This window comes from Kitasatospora sp. NPDC059577, from assembly GCF_042735475.1.
Taxonomy (GTDB): domain Bacteria; phylum Actinomycetota; class Actinomycetes; order Streptomycetales; family Streptomycetaceae; genus Kitasatospora.
On sequence record NZ_JBHWBZ010000034.1, the window covers coordinates 11,977 to 30,947 of the forward strand.

General features: G+C 71.6%; 15 protein-coding genes. 10 read left to right on the forward strand and 5 right to left on the reverse strand.

The window, feature by feature from the left end; translation table 11 throughout:
- Positions 1-124 precede the first annotated feature (124 nt).
- Positions 125-1,078, reverse strand: a complete 954-nt coding sequence (locus ACFV0O_RS24425) for a PAC2 family protein (protein WP_360261661.1) — start codon at positions 1,076-1,078, stop codon at positions 125-127.
- 358 nt (positions 1,079-1,436) lie between these two features.
- On the opposite strand from ACFV0O_RS24425, the gene ACFV0O_RS24430 reads away from it, so the two are divergent.
- Entirely contained in the window at positions 1,437-1,958 is a 522-nt protein-coding gene (locus ACFV0O_RS24430; protein WP_380345278.1) for an SRPBCC domain-containing protein, read from the forward strand.
- Between the two features lie 6 nt (positions 1,959-1,964).
- Here the strand turns inward: ACFV0O_RS24430 and ACFV0O_RS24435 are convergent, their stop codons facing one another.
- Positions 1,965-3,059: a hypothetical protein gene (locus tag ACFV0O_RS24435; RefSeq protein ID WP_380345279.1), complete on the reverse strand. Its 1,095-nt coding sequence runs from the start codon at positions 3,057-3,059 to the stop codon at positions 1,965-1,967.
- Positions 3,060-3,202: 143 nt separating this feature from the next.
- Between ACFV0O_RS24435 and metH the strand changes: the two genes are divergently transcribed.
- The 3 genes from metH (at position 3,203) to ACFV0O_RS24450 (ending at position 9,404) form a co-directional block, all read left to right on the forward strand.
- The gene (metH, locus tag ACFV0O_RS24440) at positions 3,203-6,715 is read left to right on the forward strand and encodes a methionine synthase (RefSeq protein WP_380345281.1); all 3,513 of its coding nucleotides are present in this window, start codon (positions 3,203-3,205) and stop codon (positions 6,713-6,715) included.
- 136 nt (positions 6,716-6,851) lie between these two features.
- Entirely contained in the window at positions 6,852-7,556 is a 705-nt protein-coding gene (locus tag ACFV0O_RS24445; RefSeq protein WP_380345283.1) for an HAD family hydrolase, read from the forward strand.
- A 243-nt stretch (positions 7,557-7,799) separates the two neighbouring features.
- Complete coding sequence (locus tag ACFV0O_RS24450) at positions 7,800-9,404, forward strand: ABC transporter substrate-binding protein (protein ID WP_380345285.1); 1,605 nt, start codon at positions 7,800-7,802, stop codon at positions 9,402-9,404.
- Positions 9,405-9,504: 100 nt separating this feature from the next.
- Here the strand turns inward: ACFV0O_RS24450 and ACFV0O_RS24455 are convergent, their stop codons facing one another.
- Both ACFV0O_RS24455 and ACFV0O_RS24460 read right to left on the reverse strand, forming a co-directional pair.
- On the reverse strand, positions 9,505-10,176 hold the full coding sequence (locus tag ACFV0O_RS24455) for a response regulator transcription factor (protein ID WP_350523854.1): 672 nt from the start codon (positions 10,174-10,176) through the stop codon (positions 9,505-9,507).
- Positions 10,176-11,084, reverse strand: coding sequence for a RecB family exonuclease (locus ACFV0O_RS24460; protein ID WP_380345287.1), 909 nt, complete (start codon positions 11,082-11,084; stop codon positions 10,176-10,178). Before ACFV0O_RS24460 ends, ACFV0O_RS24455 begins: the two co-directional genes overlap by 1 nt.
- Positions 11,085-11,246: 162 nt before the next feature.
- Between ACFV0O_RS24460 and ACFV0O_RS24465 the strand changes: the two genes are divergently transcribed.
- The 3 genes from ACFV0O_RS24465 to ACFV0O_RS24475 all read left to right on the forward strand — a co-directional run bounded on the left by ACFV0O_RS24465 (position 11,247) and on the right by ACFV0O_RS24475 (position 14,308).
- Complete coding sequence (locus ACFV0O_RS24465) at positions 11,247-12,464, forward strand: site-2 protease family protein (protein ID WP_380345368.1); 1,218 nt, start codon at positions 11,247-11,249, stop codon at positions 12,462-12,464.
- Between the two features lie 110 nt (positions 12,465-12,574).
- Positions 12,575-13,534: a tRNA (adenine-N1)-methyltransferase gene (locus ACFV0O_RS24470; protein WP_380345289.1), complete on the forward strand. Its 960-nt coding sequence runs from the start codon at positions 12,575-12,577 to the stop codon at positions 13,532-13,534.
- Positions 13,535-13,648: 114 nt separating this feature from the next.
- Entirely contained in the window at positions 13,649-14,308 is a 660-nt protein-coding gene (locus ACFV0O_RS24475) for a hypothetical protein (protein WP_380345290.1), read from the forward strand.
- Between the two features lie 13 nt (positions 14,309-14,321).
- Here ACFV0O_RS24475 and ACFV0O_RS24480 read toward each other — a convergent pair whose 3' ends face one another.
- Positions 14,322-14,627 carry a ferredoxin gene (locus tag ACFV0O_RS24480; protein WP_360261629.1) on the reverse strand — a complete coding sequence of 102 codons (306 nt, stop codon included), beginning with the start codon at positions 14,625-14,627 and terminating at the stop codon, positions 14,322-14,324.
- A gap of 283 nt (positions 14,628-14,910) precedes the next feature.
- Here ACFV0O_RS24480 and arc point away from each other — a divergent pair, with 283 nt between their 5' ends.
- From arc to ACFV0O_RS24495, 3 genes are all read left to right on the forward strand, one after another.
- Positions 14,911-16,677 (forward strand): proteasome ATPase, encoded by a 1,767-nt coding sequence (arc, locus tag ACFV0O_RS24485; RefSeq protein WP_360261627.1) that lies wholly within the window; start codon positions 14,911-14,913, stop codon positions 16,675-16,677.
- Between the two features lie 228 nt (positions 16,678-16,905).
- On the forward strand, positions 16,906-18,417 hold the full coding sequence (gene dop / locus ACFV0O_RS24490; protein ID WP_380345293.1) for a depupylase/deamidase Dop: 1,512 nt from the start codon (positions 16,906-16,908) through the stop codon (positions 18,415-18,417).
- Between the two features lie 184 nt (positions 18,418-18,601).
- Positions 18,602-18,820, forward strand: coding sequence for a ubiquitin-like protein Pup (locus tag ACFV0O_RS24495; protein WP_360261622.1), 219 nt, complete (start codon positions 18,602-18,604; stop codon positions 18,818-18,820).
- The last annotated feature ends 151 nt before the right edge of the window (positions 18,821-18,971 follow it).

The window sequence follows — 18,971 nt, forward strand, 5'->3', positions numbered from 1 at the left end:
CCCCACCCCCACCCCCCCCCACCCACCAACCCCCCCACCCCCAACACCCCCCCCCACCCCCCCTGGGCGTACTGCGTCGTGTGCGCCCCCCCCCCCCACCGCCGGTGCGGTGCCTGCTCCCCGTCTACTCCTCCTCGGAGCCGTCCTGGCTCTCCCGGGCCGGGCCCGGCGCCTCCGGCTCGACCGGACGCTCCGCCGTGGCGTGCCCGGACACCGGCTTCTCGCCTGTCGGCCCGACGTTCTCCCGGCGGCGCAGGTAGCGCTCGAACTCGCGGGCGATGGCGTCCCCGGAGGCCTCCGGCAGCTCCGCGGTGTCCTGCGCCTCCTCCAGCTGCTGGACGTACTCGGCGACCTCGGTGTCCTCGGCGGCCAGCTGGTCCACGCCGAGCTGCCAGGCCCGGGCGTCCTCGCCGAGCTCGCCCGGCGGGATGCGCAGGTCCAGCAGGTCCTCCAGCTTGTTGAGCAGCGCCAGCGTGGCCTTGGGGTTCGGTGGCTGCGAGACGTAGTGCGGCACTGCCGCCCAGAGCGTCACGGCCGGGACCCCGGCATGCGTGCAGGCCTCCTGGAGCACGCCCACGATGCCGGTCGGGCCCTCGTAGCGGCTCTCCTCCAGGTCCAGCCGGCGGGCCAGGTCCGGGTCGGAGGTGACCCCGCTGACCGGGACCGGGCGGCTGTGCGGGGTGTCGCCGAGCAGCGCGCCCAGGATCACCACCAGCTCGATGCCCAGCTCGTGCGCGAAGCCCAGCAGCTCGTTGCAGAACGAGCGCCAGCGCATGCTCGGCTCGATGCCGCGCACCAGCACGACGTCCCGGGTCGTCGGCTCGGTCACCCGGATGACCGACAGCCGGGTGGTCGGCCAGGTGATCCGGCGGATGCCGCCGTCCATCCAGACCGTGGGCCGGTTGACCTGGAAGTCGTAGTAGTCCTCCGCGTCCAGGGCGGCGAACACCTTGCCGCCCCAGGTCTCGTCCAGGTGCGCCAGGGCGGAGGAGGCGGCGTCGCCCGCGTCGTTCCAGCCCTCGAAGGCGCAGACCATGACCGGGTCGATCAACTCGGGAACATCTTCCAGCTCGATCACCCAGCGTCTCCCTCCGGTCGGCGACAGGACCGGTGCCGCCCCGGCTGGGTTGCCGGGGCGCCGACGGGCCGGCTGCCGACTGTCGAACCTCTCGTCTCCCATGGAACGCCTCGCCCCATGGTCCCTACCTGCCCAGCCTACGGGCTTTGATGCGCACAGCGGCCGGGCACCGGGACAGTCTGGGGGAGCCGGCCGCCCCGATCCAGCGGATATCGGCGCCCCTTCGCCTGACGGATCGTCAGCGGAGCGTCCGGGCGCGGACCGCTGCGGACCGGTGGCGCAGCGCGACGGGCGTGCCGCGTCGGCCCGGCGGCGCGATGATGAACGGGTGGGGACCGGGCGGAAGGGGCCGACACCCATGAACCGATGGCTGTGGATCGGCGCGGGCGCGGGCGTGGCCGCGCTCGCCGGCGCCGCGCTGCTCGTGGCGGACCGGGCCGGGCGCCGGCTCCCGGTGGAGCACGTCACCGAGGGCGGACTCGAACTGGCCCAGCCGCCCGGCGCGGTCTGGGACGTGCTGACCGACATCGACCTGTACCCGGCCTGGCGCCCCGGCCTCACCCACGTCGAGCGGCTGCCCGCCGCGGCCGGCGGCCGGGTGCGCTGGCGCGAGTACGACCGGCACGGCCACACCACGTTCGAGGTGGTGGCGAGCGAGGCCCCGCACCGCCTGGTCACCGGCGTGGCCGACCCGGACCTGCCGTACGGCGGCACCTGGACCTACGTGCTCACCCCGGCCGGGCCGGGCTGCTCGCTGACGGTCACCGAGCGCGGCGAGGTCCGCCGGCCGCTGTACCGGGCCGTCTCGCACTACCTGACCGGCGAGGACGCGACCGTCCACCGCTACCTGGGCGCCCTGGCGCACCGGCTGGCCGGCTGACGGCGGCTACCGCACGTCCACCCAGCCGCGCCGGTACGCCGCCCAGTTCTCGGGCGTCGAGGCGAAGTCCACGTACAGCGCGACGCCGAAGTTCGGCCGCCGCAGGTCCTCCCGGCCCAGGCCCAGCCGGACGCCGCGGACGGCCGCGTCGACGGTCTCCGCGTCGCCCCAGTGGCCCCACTTGTCGTCCCAGTAGAACGGCAGGCCGATCAGCAGGTCCACGTCGGCCGGGGTGGCCCGCAGGGCGAGCTCGGTCTGCTGGGCGACGTAGCCGCCGTACAGCGGCTCGGTCGGCATCGAGGTGTCGTAGGTCATCACGGCGATCTGGTCGACCCGGCGGGCGGTCTCGGCGAAGTACGCCGGGTCCCACCACTTGCCGTGGCCGGTGAGCAGGATGCCGGCTGTGTGCAGGCCCGGGACGGGGTCGATCTGCGGGGCCGCGACCGAGAGGGCGGCGCCGCGGGCCGCGGTGACCGGCCGGACCTGGTCGAGCAGGGTCAGCCAGCCGGCCGAGCCGGGGCGGATCGGTTCCATGTCGAAGTGCACGCCGTCGAAGCCCTGGTCCAGCACCTGGCGGGCGGAGGCGGTGACCCGGTCCCTGGTCGGGGCGTCCTCCAGGTCCAGCGCGTCCTTCTCCGGCTTGACCTCGTCGCCGAGCCAGCCCTGCAGCCGCACGCCGGGCAGGGCCCGGTGCACGGTGTCGGTGAACCAGCGGGCGCGCGGGTGGACGGCCGGCGGCAGCGAGCCGTCGTGCTCCAGCGGGCCGGTGTGCACGTAGAGGTCGCGAATGCCGGTACCGGAAAGTTGCCGGGTGAGGGCCTCGACGTCGGCCTCGGTCTTGCGGCCGTCCACCCAGGCGTGACCGAGCCAGACCGCGTCCCGCCCCCGGGTGCGGGCCTCGGCGGCCGGTTCACCCGTGTAGTGCAGTCGGATCGAGACGAACACCGAGCCCAGCGCGGTCACGGGCACGGCCGCCGCCAGCACCAGGACCAGCAGCGCCCGGCGCCACCGGGACCACCGCCGCCAGCGCTCGCGCAGCGCCCGTAGCGGGGCCGTCACGCCCTTGCCGGTTTGCCGTACGCGGCTCCTGAAACTCGCCACGCGGTTGCTCCCCCCTTGCGGTCGAGCGCTCAGGATACGGAATGGGTCGGCGAGCCGACCCGCCGTCCGGATACGCTGGCCACGTGCTTCCCCGAGCAAGCGGGGACGCAAAGCCGACAGCCGTCGCACCAGGGAGAAGCCCCATGGCCACTGCAGCCGATCCGTCCGTCACCCAGCAGAGTCGAGCGAACGCTCTGCGTGAAGCCCTCGCCACCCGGGTGGTGGTGGCCGATGGTGCGATGGGCACCATGCTCCAGGCGCAGGATCCGACGCTGGAGGACTTCCAGAACCTCGAAGGCTGCAACGAGGTCCTCAACATCACCCGGCCCGACATCGTCCGCTCCGTCCACGAGGCCTACTTCGGCGTGGGCGTGGACTGCGTGGAGACCAACACCTTCGGCGCCAACTTCGCCGCGCTCGGCGAGTACGACATCCCCGAGCGGGTCTTCGAGCTCTCCGAGGCCGGCGCCCGGATCGCCCGCGAGGTGGCCGACGCCCACACCGCCGCCGACGGCCGCACCCGCTGGGTGCTCGGCTCGATCGGCCCCGGCACCAAGCTGCCGACCCTCGGCCACGCCCCGTACGAGGCGCTGCGCGAGGGCTTCCAGCAGAACGCGGCCGGCCTGATCGCCGGCGGCGCCGACGCGCTGCTGGTCGAGACCAGCCAGGACCTGCTGCAGACCAAGGCCGCCATCCTGGGCTCCAAGCGCGCGCTCGCCGAGGCGGGGCTGGACCTGCCGGTGCTGGTGCAGGTCACGGTGGAGACCACCGGCACCATGCTGCTCGGCTCCGAGATCGGCGCCGCGCTCACCGCGCTGGAGCCGCTCGGCGTCGACTACATCGGCCTCAACTGCGCCACCGGCCCGGCCGAGATGAGCGAGCACCTGCGCTACCTGGCCAAGAACGCCCGGATCGGCCTGTCCTGCATGCCGAACGCGGGCCTGCCGGTGCTCGGCAAGGACGGCGCCCACTACCCGCTCTCCCCGGCCGAACTGGCCGACGCGCACGACGTGTTCACCCGCGAGTACGGCCTGTCGCTGGTCGGCGGCTGCTGCGGCACCACGCCCGAGCACCTGCGCCAGGTGGTCGAGCGGGTCCAGGGCCGGCCGGTCACCGCGCGCGAGCCGCAGCCCGAGCCCTCGGCGGCCTCGCTGTACCAGGCGGTGCCGTTCCGCCAGGACACCTCCTACCTCGCGATCGGCGAGCGGACCAACGCCAACGGCTCCAAGAAGTTCCGCGAGTCGATGCTGGCCGGTGACTGGCAGGCCTGCGTGGAGATCGCCCGCGACCAGATCCGGGACGGCTCCCACCTGCTGGACCTCTGCGTGGACTACGTCGGCCGTGACGGCGTCGCCGACATGAAGGAGATCGCCGGCCGCCTGGCCACCGCCTCCACCCTGCCGATCGTGCTGGACTCCACCGAGCCGCCCGTGCTGCGGGCCGGCCTGGAGGCCCTCGGCGGCCGCGCGGTGCTCAACTCGGTCAACTACGAGGACGGCAACGCCCCGGACTCGCGCTTCGCCAGGATCGCCTCGCTGGCCCGCGAGCACGGCGCCGGCCTGATCGCGCTGACCATCGACGAGCAGGGCCAGGCCCGGACCGCCGACACCAAGGTGGAGATCGCCGAGCGGCTGATCGCCGAGCTCACCGCCGACTACGGCATCGACGAGGGCTCGATCCTGGTCGACTGCCTCACCTTCACCCTGGCCACCGGCCAGGAGGAGTCCCGCCGGGACGGCATCGAGACCATCGGGGCGATCCGCGAGCTCAAGCGCCGCCACCCGAAGGTGCAGACCACGCTCGGCCTGTCCAACATCTCCTTCGGCCTCAACCCGGCCGCCCGCGTGGTGCTCAACTCGGTCTTCCTGCACGAGTGCGTGGAGGCCGGGCTGGACTCGGCGATCGTGCACGCCTCCAAGATCCTGCCGATCTCCCGGATCCCCGAGGACCAGCGCGAGGCCGCCCTCGACCTGGTCTACGACCGCCGCCGGGACGGCTACGACCCGCTGCAGCGCCTGCTGGAGCTGTTCGAGGGTGTCTCCGCGGCCTCGGTCAAGGCCTCCAAGGCCGAGGAGCTGGCCGCGCTCCCGCTGGACGAGCGACTGCAGCGCCGGATCATCGACGGCGAGCGGAACGGCCTGGAGGCCGACCTGGACGAGGCGCTGACCGGGCGCCCCGCGCTGGAGATCATCAACGACACCCTGCTGGCCGGCATGAAGGTGGTCGGCGAGCTCTTCGGCTCCGGCCAGATGCAGCTGCCGTTCGTGCTCCAGTCCGCCGAGGTCATGAAGACCGCGGTGGCCCACCTGGAGCCGCACATGGAGAAGTCCGACAGCGAGGGCAAGGGCACGATCGTGCTGGCCACCGTCAAGGGCGACGTCCACGACATCGGCAAGAACCTGGTCGACATCATCCTGTCCAACAACGGCTACAACGTGGTCAACCTGGGCATCAAGCAGCCGGTCTCGGCGATCCTGGACGCCGCGCAGGAGCACCGGGCGGACGTCATCGGGATGTCCGGTCTGCTGGTGAAGTCCACCGTGATCATGAAGGAGAACCTGGAGGAGCTCAACCAGCGCAAGCTGGCCTCCAGCTACCCGGTGATCCTCGGCGGTGCGGCGCTCACCCGGGCCTACGTCGAGCAGGACCTGCACGAGATCTACGAGGGCGAGGTCCGCTACGCCCGGGACGCCTTCGAGGGCCTGCGGCTGATGGACGCGCTGATCGCGGTCAAGCGCGGCGTGCCCGGCGCGACCCTGCCGGAGCTCAAGCAGCGCCGGCACGCCCGGGTCGAGGTGGAGGAGCCGGAGCCGGAGGTCAACCTCGGGCAGATCCGCTCCGACGTCGCCCTCGACAACGCCGTGCCCGCCCCGCCGTTCTGGGGCGACCGGATCGTCAAGGGCATCCCGTTCGCCGACTACGCCTCCTGGCTGGACGAGGACGCGCTGTTCAAGGGGCAGTGGGGTCTGAAGGCCTCCCGCACCGGTGACGGGCCGTCCTACGAGGAGCTGGTGGAGACCGAGGGCCGGCCGCGGCTGCGGGCCTGGCTGGACCGGCTGCAGACCGAGGGCTGGCTGGAGGCCGCCGTGGTCTACGGCTACTACCCGGCCAACTCCAAGGGCGACGACCTGATCGTCTTTCACGAGGACGGCACCGAGCGCACCCGCTTCACCTTCCCGCGCCAGCGCCGCGGCCGCCGGCTCTGCCTGGCCGACTTCTTCCGCCCGGAGGAGTCCGGCGTGCGGGACGTGGTCGGCCTGCAGGTGGTCACCATGGGCAACCGGATCTCGGAGGCCGCCAACGAGCTGTTCGCCGGGAACTCCTACCGGGACTACCTGGAGCTGCACGGCCTCTCGGTGCAGCTGGCCGAGGCACTGGCCGAGTTCTGGCACGCCCGGGTCCGCTACGAGCTGGGCTTCTCCGGCGAGGACCCGCAGGACGTCAGGGACATGTTCGCGCTCAAGTACCGGGGCGCCCGCTTCTCGCTCGGCTACGGGGCCTGCCCCGAGCTGGAGGACCGCGCCAAGATCGCCGAGCTGCTGAAGCCCGAGCGGATCGGCGTGGTGCTCTCGGAGGAGTTCCAGCTGCACCCCGAGCAGTCCACCGACGCGATCGTGATCCACCACCCGGAGGCGAAGTACTTCAACGCGCGGTAACCCCTCCGTTCTGCTCCGTTCGCGCTTTCCGGACGAAGCGGGCGTATTCTGGATGATCCTGAACGGGCCGGTCCGCTCACCAGCGGGCCGGCCCGTGCCATCCCCGGGCGCCGGGGCCTGCCGGAAGGATCCCGCCATGACCACCAGCCCCACCGCCACCCGTGTCCTGGACCACGGGGACGACCGCGGCCTGCAGGCGGTGCTGCTGGACATGGACGGGACGCTGGTGGACACCGAGGACTTCTGGTGGCAGGCCGAGGTCTCGCTCTTCGCCGAGCTGGGCCACCGGCTGGACGAGGCGGACCGCACCCACGTGGTCGGCGGCCCGATGACCCGGGTGATGGACTACCTGGTCGCCCGGACCGGGGTGGACATCGCCCCGGCCGACCTGGGGGTGCTGGTCAACCAGCGCTTCGTGGACCTGCTGGCCGATGGCGTGCCGCTCATGCCGGGCGCCGAGCGCCTGCTCAACACCCTTGCCGCGCACGGGATCCCGGCCGCCATGGTGTCCGCGTCGCACCGGCACGTGATCGACATCGTGCTGCGGTCGCTGGGCGCCCACCACTTCGCCTTCACCATCGGCGGGGACGAGGTGCCGCGCACCAAGCCGTTCCCGGACCCGTACCTGGAGGCAGCCCGCCGGCTGGGTGCGGAGCCGGCCCGCTGCGTGGTGGTCGAGGACACCCCGACCGGGGTGCGCGCGGGCGAGGCGGCCGGCTGCCCGGTGATCGCGGTGCCCTCGGTCGCGGTGATCGAGCCGGCCCCCGGGCGCCTGGTGCTGCCCTCGCTGGAGCAGGTCGACCTCGACCTGCTGCGCTCGCTGGTCGCCTCGCGAGTCTGAAGGTCCGTCAGCTCGGGTGTGATTGTCATCTCATTGCGGCTCAGGCCTACCGGCCGGTAGGCGGCTCGACGGGGCTCCGACCCCGGGAGGCGGGGGGAGAAAAAGGGCATTGGCTGACATCTTGTCGGTCGGGCGGGATGCCCCGAACCGCCGTGTCCCAAACGTCACCTGCGCGGGTATCGGTCGTGCGTGTTCGATATGGCACGCTACTCGGGTTTCGTGCCACCGATAAGGACGCGCCCCGTGAAGACTTCAGGTGAACGCCTCGCCGTACTCGGCTGTGCCGGTCTGGTCGCCATGACGGTGGCCGGCTGCGGATCGGTGACCGACGCCGTCAAGGGGGACAGCGGCAAGTCCATCACCATGGGCACCGCCCAGCTGACCGGCAGGTTGGACCCGGCGACCTCGTACGACTCCGGTTCCTGGCTGGTCATGCGCAACGCCTTCCAATCGCTGCTGACCTTCCCCGCCGCCGCCAGCACGCCCACCCCGGACGCCGCGCAGTCGTGCGAGTTCACCGGCGGCGAGGCCACCGAGTACCACTGCACCCTGCGGCCCGGGCTGAAGTTCTCGAACGGTCACCCGCTGACCGCCGAGGACGTGGTCTTCTCGATCGAGCGCACCAAGAAGATCAACGACGAGAACGGTCCGGCCTCGCTGCTCTCCTCGATCAAGTCCGTCGAGGCCAAGGGCGACGCCGAGGTGCTCTTCCACCTCACCGCGCCCGACGCCACCCTGCCGGCCAAGCTGGCCACCCCGGCCGGCGCCATCGTGGACCACCAGGTCTACCCGGCGGACAAGGCGCTGCCCAACGACAAGCTGGTCGGCTCGGGCCCGTACCGCGTGGACTCGGTCGAATCGGTGAACGGCGGCAAGCAGATCAGCAAGGTCGCGCTGTCGGCCAACGACAAGTACGCCGGCGACGCCAAGCTGCGCAACAGCAAGTTCACCGTGAAGTACTTCGACAAGGCCGACGACCTCAAGGCCGCACTCGACAAGGGCGACGTCGACCTCACCGACAACAGCCTGGAGCCCAACACCGCCGCCCAGATCCGGTCCGACCAGCAGGGCGGCAAGACCGACCTGCAGGTGACCGAGGGCGACAGCAACGACACCCGCTCGCTGGTCTTCAACACCAAGGACCCGGTCTTCGGCAACCCTGCCGTCCGCCAGGCCGCCGCGCAGCTGATGGACCGCAAGGCCCTCGCCCGCGACGTCTTCGCCCGGACCGTCCAGCCGCTGTACGCGATGGTCCCGGCCGGCGTCACCGGCCACACCACGGCCTTCTTCGACCGCTACGGCGACCAGGACGCGGCCAAGGCCAAGAAGATCCTCACCGACGCCAAGGTCCAGACCCCGGTCAAGCTCACGCTCACCTGGTCCCGTTCGCGGGCCGGCAGCAACGAGGCCGACACGCTGAAGAAGCAGCTGGAGGCCGGCGGCCTCTTCCAGGTCACCGTCCAGCAGGAGGCGGACTGGGAGGCCTACAAGAAGGGCTGGGCCGACGGCAAGTACCAGGCGTACGTCATCGGCTGGTTCGCCGACTACCCGGACCCGGACAACTACATCGCCCCGCTGCTGGTCAACGGCGGTGCCTACCACCACGGTTGGGACGACCCGCGGATCAGCGGCAGGCTGGTGCCGGACGGCCTCAAGCAGGCCGACCGCAGCGCAGCCGCGGCCGGCTACGGGCAGATCCAGCAGATCGAGGCCGAGAACGTGCCGCTGATCCCGCTGTACCAGAACAAGGCCTTCTACGCGGCCCGTTCGTACGTCACCGGCGTCGAGTCCACCGTCGACACCACCGGCTTCTTCCGCTTCTGGGAGATCAGCCGCAGCGGCAAGTAGCGCACGCACGACGGCGGCCCGTCCGCTCCTCCCGTCGCCACGGGGGAGCGGACGGGCCGCCGTCGTCTTCCCGCGGGCCGTCACCGGCCGCGGGAGGCCGTCACAGGGTGCCCGGACGCACCAGGCCGCTCTCGTAGGCGTACACCGCCGCCTGCACCCGGTCGCGCAGCTGGAGCTTGGTCAGCACGTGGCCGACGTGGGTCTTCACGGTGGTCTCGCTGACGAACAGCTCGGCCGCGATCTCCGCGTTCGACAGCCCGCGCGCCACCAGCTTCAGCACCTCCAGCTCGCGCTCGGTCAGCGCGCTCAGCGCCTGCGGCGGCGCTTCGTCGCCCGACGGCAGCTTGGTGGCGTACATGTCCAGCAGCCGGCGGGTGATGCTCGGCGCCAGCATCGCCGCGCCGTCCGCGACCACCCGGATCGCCTGCACCAGCTCCTCGGCCGGCACGTCCTTCAGCAGGAAGCCGCTGGCGCCCGCGCGCAGCGCCTCCACCACGTACTCGTCCAGGTCGAAGGTGGTCAGCACCAGCACCTTGGCCGGGCCGTCCCGCCCCGGGCCGGCGATCCGGCGGGTCGCCTCGACGCCGTCCATCCTGGGCATCCGGATGTCCATCAGCACCACGTCGGGCTGCAGCGCCCGCACCTGGTCCAGCGCCTGCTGACCGTCCCCGGCCTCGCCGACCACCACCAGGTCGGACTCGGCCTCCAGGATCATCCGGAAACCGGTGCGCAGCAACGGCTGGTCGTCGACCAGCAGCACACGGATCGTCACTAGGACTCCTTGCTCATCGGATCCCCCGTGGGATCGTCTTCATCCGACGTACGGGCCAGCGGAAGCGGGTACGGCGGCGGGGTGCCGCCGAACTCCGGGCAGCTGGCCTGGTGGTCGCACCAGTCGCAGAGGCGGTTGCGGGTGGCCGGGAAGTCCCCGGTGGCCACCGCGAGCCCGATGCGCTCCCACAGCGCCTGCAGCTTGCGCTCCACCGCGAGCAGATCGGCCTGGTCCGGGTCGTAGCTGACCACGTCCCCGCCCCCGCCGAGGTAGACCAGCTGGAGGCGCTTGGGGATCACGCCCTTCCAGCGCCACACCACCAGCGCGTAGAACTTCATCTGGAACATCGCCTTGCCCTCGAAGTCCCGCGAGGGCGCCCGGCCGGTCTTGTAGTCGACCAGCCGGACCTCGCCGGTCGGGGCGACGTCGACCCGGTCGATGTAGCCGCGCAGCAGCAGCCCCGAGTCCAGGGCCGTCTCCACGTACAGCTCCCGTTCGACCGGGTGCAGCCGGGTCGGGTCCTCCAGCCGGAACCACTGGCCGAGCAGCTTCTCGGCGTCCGCCAGCCAGCGGGTCAGCGCCGCGCCGTCCGGGTCGTCCGGGAACAACGAACCCAGCTCCGGTCGTTCACCGAGCAGCCGCTCCCACTGCGGGCGCAGCAGGCCCAGCGCCCGTTCCGGCGTGCGCTCGGCCGCCGGACTGTCGAACAGCCGCTCCAGCACCGCGTGCACCAGGGTGCCCCTGGTCGCCGCCGAACTCGGCGGCTCGGGCAGCCGGTCGATCACCCGCAGCCGGTACAGCAGGGGACAGGTGAGGAAGTCCCCCGCCCGGGACGGGGACAGGCCGGTCGGCGGCGCCGCCGGGCGCACCGGGGCCCCGGTGGCGCTGGTGGTGTCGGTCTGCTGCATGGCTACGACCCTATTGCCCTTTGCTGTCATCCCGCTGCCACCGTGCTGCCACCGGGACGCGCACAGTGGGTATGAAGGCACCAGGAGGGGCGCGAGGCCTCGGAACGCCACGATCACGTAGCGTGGGCGCACCGGGGTACGACGGGGGCGACGACCGAAGGGATCACGGTGAGCGACAGCAGGGGGCAGCAGACCTCCGACCAGCCACCGCAGGACGACCGCGGGCGCCCGGCCGGGCAGCCACCGGAGCGCCGCGGCGGCCTCCTGATGGGCCGGCCCTTCGGCGTGCCGATCTACGTCACCCCCTCCTGGTTCGTCATCGCCGCGCTGATCACCTGGGTGTTCGGCGGGCAGCTGAACGACGTGCTGCCGGACCTCGGCGGTGCGCGCTACCTGGTCGCGTTCTCCTTCGCGGTCGCCTTCTACGCCTCCGTCCTGGTCCACGAACTCGCCCACACCCTGGTCGCGCTGCGCTACCGGCTCGGGGTGCGGCGGATCCAGCTGCAGTTCTTCGGCGGCGTCTCCGAGATCGAGAACGAGGCCACCACGCCCTGGCGCGAGTTCTGGCTGGCCTTCGTCGGCCCGCTGCTCTCGCTGGTGCTCGGCGGCGTGTTCTACCTCGCGACGCGGTTCGTGGAGCTGTCCTCCGTGCCCGGGGTGCTGCTCGCCGGCCTGATGGTGTCCAACCTGGTCGTGGCGGCCTTCAACCTGCTGCCGGGCCTGCCGCTGGACGGCGGGCGGATGCTGCGCGCCGTGGTGTGGGCCGTCACCGGCAAGCCGATGACCGGCACGGTGGCCGCCTCCTGGGTCGGCCGGGCGCTGGCGATCGCCGTCCTGATCGGCCTGCCGCTGGTCAGCGCCGCCCGCGGGGTCGAGCGCACCACCACCGACACCCTGGTGGACGCGGTGCTGGCCGCCGTGCTCGCCGCGATCATCTGGAACGGCGCCACCGGCAGCGTGCGCAACGCCCGGCTCAAGGAGGCGCTTCCCGGCCTGCGGCTGCGCGAACTCGCCCGCCGGGCCGTCGAGGTCACCTCCGACACCCCGCTCGGCGAGGCGATGCGCCGCGCCCGCGAGGCCGGGGCCGGCGCGGTGGTCGTGGTCGACGGCCGGGGCGAGCCGATCGCCATCGTGCGGGAGTCGGCGGTCCGGGCGGTGCCCGAGCACCGCCGCCCCTGGGTGGCCGTGGGCGCCCTCTCCCGCGACCTCGAACCCGGGCTGCGACTGGACGCCGACCTGAGCGGCGAGGACCTGCTGCGGGCCGTCCAGGCGACCCCGGCGGGGGAGTACCTGGTGGTCGAGGCGGACGGCCGGGTGTACGGCGTCGCCGCGCTCAGCGACATCGAGCAGCGCCTGACCGCCGCCGTCTCCGGCCGGTGACGGTCACCGACGCAGCCGCGGTGCCGATGGTGCCGACGGTGCCGGTGCGACGCCGGGCGTGATCCGGGCCCGGTGAGGCGGGGCGTCCCGCTTCCCTTAGGATTGGCCGCATGTCCGAACCGACCGGTGCCGCCCGCCGACGCGGGCCCTTCCAGGTCGGGGACCAGGTCCAGCTGACCGACCCCAAGGGTCGCCACTACACGTTCACGCTCCAGGCCGGGAACCAGTTCCACACCCACAAGGGTGCGTTCCCCCACGACGAGCTGATCGGCGCCCCCGAAGGCACGGTCGTGCGCACCACGGGGAACGTCCCGTACCTCGCGCTGCGCCCCCTGCTCCCCGACTACGTCCTGTCCATGCCGCGCGGCGCCGCCGTGATCTACCCCAAGGACGCGGGGCAGATCCTGGCGATGGCCGACATCTTCGCGGGTGCCCGCGTGATCGAGGCCGGCGTCGGCTCCGGCGCGCTCAGCATGTACCTGCTGCGCGCCGTCGGCGAGCACGGCATGCTGGCCTCCTACGAGCGCCGGCAGGACTTCGCCGACATCGCCCAGGGCAACGTCGAGCGCTACTTCGGCGGGCCCCACCCGGCGTGGAAGCTCACCGTCGGCGACCTCCAGGACAACCTGGTCGAGACCGACGTCGACCGCGTCATCCTCGACATGCTGGCCCCCTGGGAGTGCCTGGACGTCGCCTCCGAGGCGCTCGTCCCCGGCGGCCTCATCTGCTGCTACGTGGCCACCACCACGCAGATGTCCCGGACCGTCGAGGCGCTGCGCGACCACGGCACCTTCACCGAGCCGCAGGCGTGGGAGACCATGGTCCGCACCTGGCACCTGGAGGGTCTGGCCGTCCGCCCGGACCACCGGATGATCGGCCACACCGGCTTCCTGCTCACCGCCCGCCGCCTGGCGGACGGCGTCGAGCCGCCGCTGCGCCGCCGCCGCCCGGCCAAGGGCGCCTACGGTGAGGACTACGACAACGGGTCGCCGGAGCCGAGCCTGCAGGAGCGCGCCGCCGCCCGCAAGGCCGCCCGGGCCGTCGAGGGCGACCAGCCCGACCTGGGCTGAGCCCGCACACCGCACAGGGGTGGCACGAGTGATCTCGTGCCACCCCTCCCGTCGTCCCCGGCCCGCCCGGCGACCCGCTCCCCGGTCACCGGCCCGCCCGCGCCGTGTGGGACGATGCTCGCGCACGCAGACCAGCTCCTGGAGCTCTGGAGGGGACGCCTGGTGGAGACCGCGGTCGGGACGAAGGCGACGGCTGGACAGCAGACACCGCGGGGCCGCACCCGGCCCGGGCATGTCCGCACCGCCCCCTGGCACTGGGCCCTCGCCCTGGCCGGCAGCGGCGCGGTGGTGGGCGCCGCCCTCGCCGCCTCCCCGGCGACCGGCACCCCGATGCCCGTCCACGGCACCCCCAGGGCCCTCGCCGCGAGTGCCGCCCCCGACCCGGCTGCGGCCCAACTCCCGCTCGACTGCGGTCCGTTCCCGGTCAAGACGGCGCTCAGCGTGCCCGTCGAACTGGGCGACGGCCGCCCCGGCACCGTGGTCGCCGCGCACTGCGCCGCCGAGAACGGCACCCCGCCCGACGCGGTCCTCCTGCTCGGCTTCGGCCCCGACGGCCGCCCGGCCGTGCTGGCCACCCTGCTCACCGAACGCGAGAACCTCACCGTGAGCCGGCTCGCGGTCCGCTCCGACGGCGTCATCACCGGTCACGCGCAGGGGTATTCGAGCGAGGACGTGCCGCGCTTCCGGCCCGACATCTCACTGGACCTCACCTGGACGCACAAGGGCGGCGGCTGGGGACGCTCCCAGACCACCGCCCCGCTCGCCCGGACCTGACCGGCCCGGCTCCCTACTCCGCGTCCGGCCCGTACACCTCGACCCGGTCCGCGGTCCGGCGCACGTGGATGCAGTCGCCGGGGCACTCCTTCGCCGAGTCCACCACGTCCTGAAGGAGCGTCAGCGGCACCGGGGCGGTCTCCCCGGGCTGCTGGCGCAGCTCGTCGTCCGGCCCCTTCACGTAGGCGAGGCCGTCGATGTCGAGCTCGAAGACCTCCGGTGCGTACTGGACGCAGATGCCGTCGCCGGTGCACAGATCCTGGTCGATCCACACCTCCAGCTCCTCGGTCGCCCGCGCGGTCTCCTCGGTCACCGACATGTCCCCTGCCGTTTCTGTCCCGGGTCGCCCATTTCTGGGAGCAATCCCGCCATTCGTACAACGATCGGACCTCGTGTCGCGGTCGCGATCGGATATCACTTCGCTCGACGATACATCTGGCCCGCTTTGGGCGGTGCGCGGTGGGTATCCCCTTAGCAGAGGGGAAGCACGCTGGGGCGAAGATCGGACACGCCCGTTCCATCTTTCTTGATCTAGGGGTTTACGGACCCCTGGTCCCAGGTAGGGTCTGGAAGCGTCCAGCTCCCCGGAGGAGGTGAGGACCGTGGCAGCCCACGATGACGACTACAACCGCAGCACCGGCAGGCCCGCTCGTGGTTCCGACGAGGCCGCTCAGGTCTCGTACCTTGAGCAGGAAATCGCCGTGCTGCGCCGCAAGCTCGCCGACTCGCCGCGCAATTCGAGAATCCTCGAAGAGCGGATCGTCGAGCTCCAGACCAACCTGGCCGGCGTGTCCGCCCAGAACGAACGGCTCGCCTCCACCCTGCGTGAGGCCCGCGACCAGATCGTGGCCCTCAAGGAGGAAGTGGACCGGCTGGCACAGCCCCCGGCCGGCTTCGGCACCTTCCTCGACGCGAACGAGGACGGCACCGCGGACATCTTCACCGGGGGGCGCAAGCTCCGCGTGAACGTCAGCCCCAACGTCGCCCTCGACGAGCTGCGGCGCGGCCAGGAGGTGATGCTCAACGAGGCCCTCAACATCGTGGACGCGATGGCCTTCGAGCGCATCGGCGAGATCGTCACCCTCAAGGAGGTCCTGGAGGACGGCGAGCGCGCCCTGGTACTCGGCCACACCGACGAGGAGCGCGTGGTGCGCCTCGCCGAACCGCTGCGCGAGCTCACCATCCGGGCGGGGGACGCCCTGCTGCTGGAGCCCCGCTCCGGCTACGTGTACGAGGTCGTGCCGAAGTCCGAGGTCGAGGAGCTGGTCCTCGAAGAGGTCCCGGACATCGACTACCGCCAGATCGGCGGCCTGAGCAACCAGATCGAGCTGATCCGCGACGCGGTCGAGCTGCCGTACCTGCACGCCGACCTCTTCAAGGAGTACGAGCTGCGGCCGCCCAAGGGCGTCCTGCTCTACGGCCCGCCCGGCTGCGGCAAGACGCTGATCGCCAAGGCGGTCGCCAACTCGCTGGCCAAGAAGGTCGCCGAGGTCACCGGCCGCCCGCAGGGGAAGAGCTACTTCCTCAACATCAAGGGCCCCGAGCTGCTCAACAAGTACGTGGGCGAGACCGAGCGGCAGATCCGCCTGGTCTTCCAGCGGGCCCGGGAGAAGGCGAGCGAGGGCACACCCGTCATCGTCTTCTTCGACGAGATGGAGTCGCTGTTCCGCACCCGCGGTTCCGGCGTCAGCTCGGACGTGGAGAACACCATCGTCCCGCAGCTGCTGGCCGAGATCGACGGCGTGGAGGGCCTGGAGAACGTCATCGTCATCGGCGCCTCGAACCGCGAGGACATGATCGACCCGGCGATCCTGCGGCCCGGTCGCCTGGACGTCAAGATCAAGATCGAGCGCCCGGACGCCGAGGCCGCGAAGGACATCTTCTCCAAGTACCTCAAGGACTCGCTGCCGTTCCACCCCGACGACCTCAAGGAGCACGACGGCTCCGTCGGGGCCACGGTGGCCGCGATGATCCAGTCGGTGGTCGAGCGGATGTACTCCGAGACCGAGGAGAACCGCTTCCTGGAGGTCACCTACGCCAACGGTGACAAGGAGGTCCTGTACTTCAAGGACTTCAACTCCGGCGCGATGATCCAGAACATCGTCGACCGCTCGAAGAAGATGGCCATCAAGGACTTCCTCGACCACGGTCAGCGCGGTCTGCGCGTCTCCCACCTGCTCGCCGCCTGCGTGGACGAGTTCAAGGAGAACGAGGACCTCCCGAACACCACCAACCCGGACGACTGGGCCCGCATCTCCGGCAAGAAGGGCGAGCGGATCGTCTTCATCCGCACGCTGGTCACCGGCAAGCAGGGCGCCGAGTCCGGCCGCTCCATCGACACTGTCGCCAACACGGGGCAGTACCTGTAAGCACGTGGTTACCCGGGCCGGCAGCGGTCCCCGGAGCTGTACGCACCCCGTCCGGCTGTGGCGCCTCGCGGCCCCGCAGCCGGACGGCGCGTCTCGGGGCCCGCCGGTCGGCGCCGGGTCCTAGGCTCGACCCACCGTCCGCGGGCAGATGGCCGGCGCCGGTGTTGTTCAGCGGTACGTCAGCGTGTTCCGCCCGCCGGGGGCGGCGCACCGGGCAAGGAGGGCCGCATGACCGTACGGCGCGTGATGGGCATCGAGACCGAGTACGGGATCTCCGTGCCCGGCCACCCCAACGCCAACGCCATGCTCACCTCGTCCCAGATCGTCAACGCCTACGCGGCGGCGATGCACCGGGCCCGGCGGGCCCGCTGGGACTTCGAGGAGGAGAATCCGCTGCGCGACGCGCGGGGCTTCGACCTGGCGCGCGAGGTGGCGGACGCGAGCCAGCTGACCGACGAGGACATCGGCCTCGCCAACGTCATCCTCACCAACGGGGCCCGGTTCTACGTGGACCACGCGCACCCCGAGTACAGCTCGCCCGAGGTGACCAACCCGCGCGACGCGGTGCTGTGGGACAAGGCCGGGGAGCGGATCATGGCCGCCGCCGCGCAGCGCGCGCTGGAGCTGCCCAACGGGCAGAACATCCTCCTGTACAAGAACAACACCGACAACAAGGGCGCCTCCTACGGCACCCACGAGAACTACCTGATGAAGCGGGCGACGCCGTTCGCCGACATCGTGCGCCACCTGACCCCGTTCTTCGTCTCCCGCCAGGTGGTCACCGGCGCGGGCCGGGTCGGCATCGGCCAGGACGGCTCGGCGCACGGCTTCCAGATCAGCCAGCGGGCGGACTACTTCGAGGTCGAGGTCGGCCTGGAGACCACGCTCAAGCGGCCGATCATCAACACCCGGGACGAACCGCACGCCGACGCCGAGAAGTACCGCCGGCTGCACGTGATCATCGGGGACGCGAACCTCTCCGAGATCTCCACGTACCTCAAGCTGGGCACCACCTCGCTGGTCCTGTCGATGATCGAGGACTCCTTCATCGCCTCCGACCTCGCCGTCGACCAGCCGGTGCGCACCCTGCACCGGGTGTCCCACGACCCGACGCTCAAGCACCTGATCACCCTGCGCAACGGGCGCAAGCTCACCGCCGTCCAGCTCCAGCTCGAGTACTTCGAGCTGGCCCGCAAGTACGTCGAGGACCGCTTCGGCACCGACGCGGACGAGCAGACGGTGGACGTGCTGACGCGCTGGGAGGACGTCCTCGGCCGGCTGGAGCGCGACCCGATGTCGCTGTCGAGGCAGCTGGACTGGATCGCCAAGCGGGAGATCCTGGAGGGCTACCGCAGCCGGGACGCCGTGGAGTGGGACAACCCGCGGCTGCACCTGGTCGACCTCCAGTACAGCGACGTGCGGCCCGAGAAGGGCCTCTACAACCGCCTGGTGGCCCGCGGGCGCTTCGATCGGCTGCTGACCGAGGACGAGGTCGAGCGGGCCGTCTCCAAGCCCCCGGAGGACACCAGGGCGTACTTCCGCGGGCGCTGCCTGGAGCAGTACGCGGACCACGTCGCGGCGGCCTCCTGGGACTCGGTGATCTTCGACCTGCCGGGCCGGGACTCCCTGCAGCGGGTACCCACGCTGGAGCCGCTGCGCGGCACCCGCAACCACGTCAAGGAGCTGCTGGACCGCTGCCGCACGGCGGAGGACCTGCTACGGGTCCTGTCCGGCGGGTAACTTTTCGATCACCACGGGTGAACGTCCGCCGAATGGGAATCATCCGGGGTGGCAGCGGGTGTTGGACAGGAAGCGCCACCGGCAAACCGGGAGCGGCAGTCGCACCTTGTGTATAGGGTCGGTGCCAACCGGCAACGACCCGACCGACCAAACCGTGCCAGACGATTCGAGCGGGGTGAGGGAAATGGCGAGCAAGGACACCGGCGGCGGCCAGCAGCGGGCAAACCGCTCCTCCGAGGAGGTCGAGGAGCAGGCCGCGGAAACGCAGAATTCCGAGGATCTCAAGGAGCGCCAGGAAAAGCTGAGCGACGACGTCGACGCGGTGCTGGACGAAATCGACGAGGTCCTCGAATCCAACGCCGAGGATTTCGTCCGCGGATTCGTGCAGAAGGGCGGGCAATAGCCCGTCCCCGGTCATCGGGAATTCACGGTCGCGACCGTCGAGGGCGGTCGGGCGGCGTGCGCCGCCCCGCCCCCCGGCACCCCCCCGCCAAGCAACGACAAGTTTACTCTGGGGGGATTGGGTCGGGCAGCGCGCGCGTGAAGCTACCAGG

What these genes read in the sequence shown, in the direction of transcription:
- ACFV0O_RS24430 (WP_380345278.1), top strand. Translation starts at nt 1,437, where the DNA reads ATGAACCGATGGCTGTGGATCGGCGCGGGCGCGGGCGTGGCCGCGCTC.
- metH (WP_380345281.1), top strand. Translation starts at nt 3,203, where the DNA reads ATGGCCACTGCAGCCGATCCGTCCGTCACCCAGCAGAGTCGAGCGAAC.
- ACFV0O_RS24445 (WP_380345283.1), top strand. Translation starts at nt 6,852, where the DNA reads ATGACCACCAGCCCCACCGCCACCCGTGTCCTGGACCACGGGGACGAC.
- ACFV0O_RS24460 (WP_380345287.1), bottom strand. Translation starts at nt 11,084, where the DNA reads ATGCAGCAGACCGACACCACCAGCGCCACCGGGGCCCCGGTGCGCCCG.
- ACFV0O_RS24470 (WP_380345289.1), top strand. Translation starts at nt 12,575, where the DNA reads ATGTCCGAACCGACCGGTGCCGCCCGCCGACGCGGGCCCTTCCAGGTC.
- ACFV0O_RS24475 (WP_380345290.1), top strand. Translation starts at nt 13,649, where the DNA reads ATGCTCGCGCACGCAGACCAGCTCCTGGAGCTCTGGAGGGGACGCCTG.
- ACFV0O_RS24480 (WP_360261629.1), bottom strand. Translation starts at nt 14,627, where the DNA reads ATGTCGGTGACCGAGGAGACCGCGCGGGCGACCGAGGAGCTGGAGGTG.
- dop (WP_380345293.1), top strand. Translation starts at nt 16,906, where the DNA reads ATGACCGTACGGCGCGTGATGGGCATCGAGACCGAGTACGGGATCTCC.
- ACFV0O_RS24495 (WP_360261622.1), top strand. Translation starts at nt 18,602, where the DNA reads ATGGCGAGCAAGGACACCGGCGGCGGCCAGCAGCGGGCAAACCGCTCC.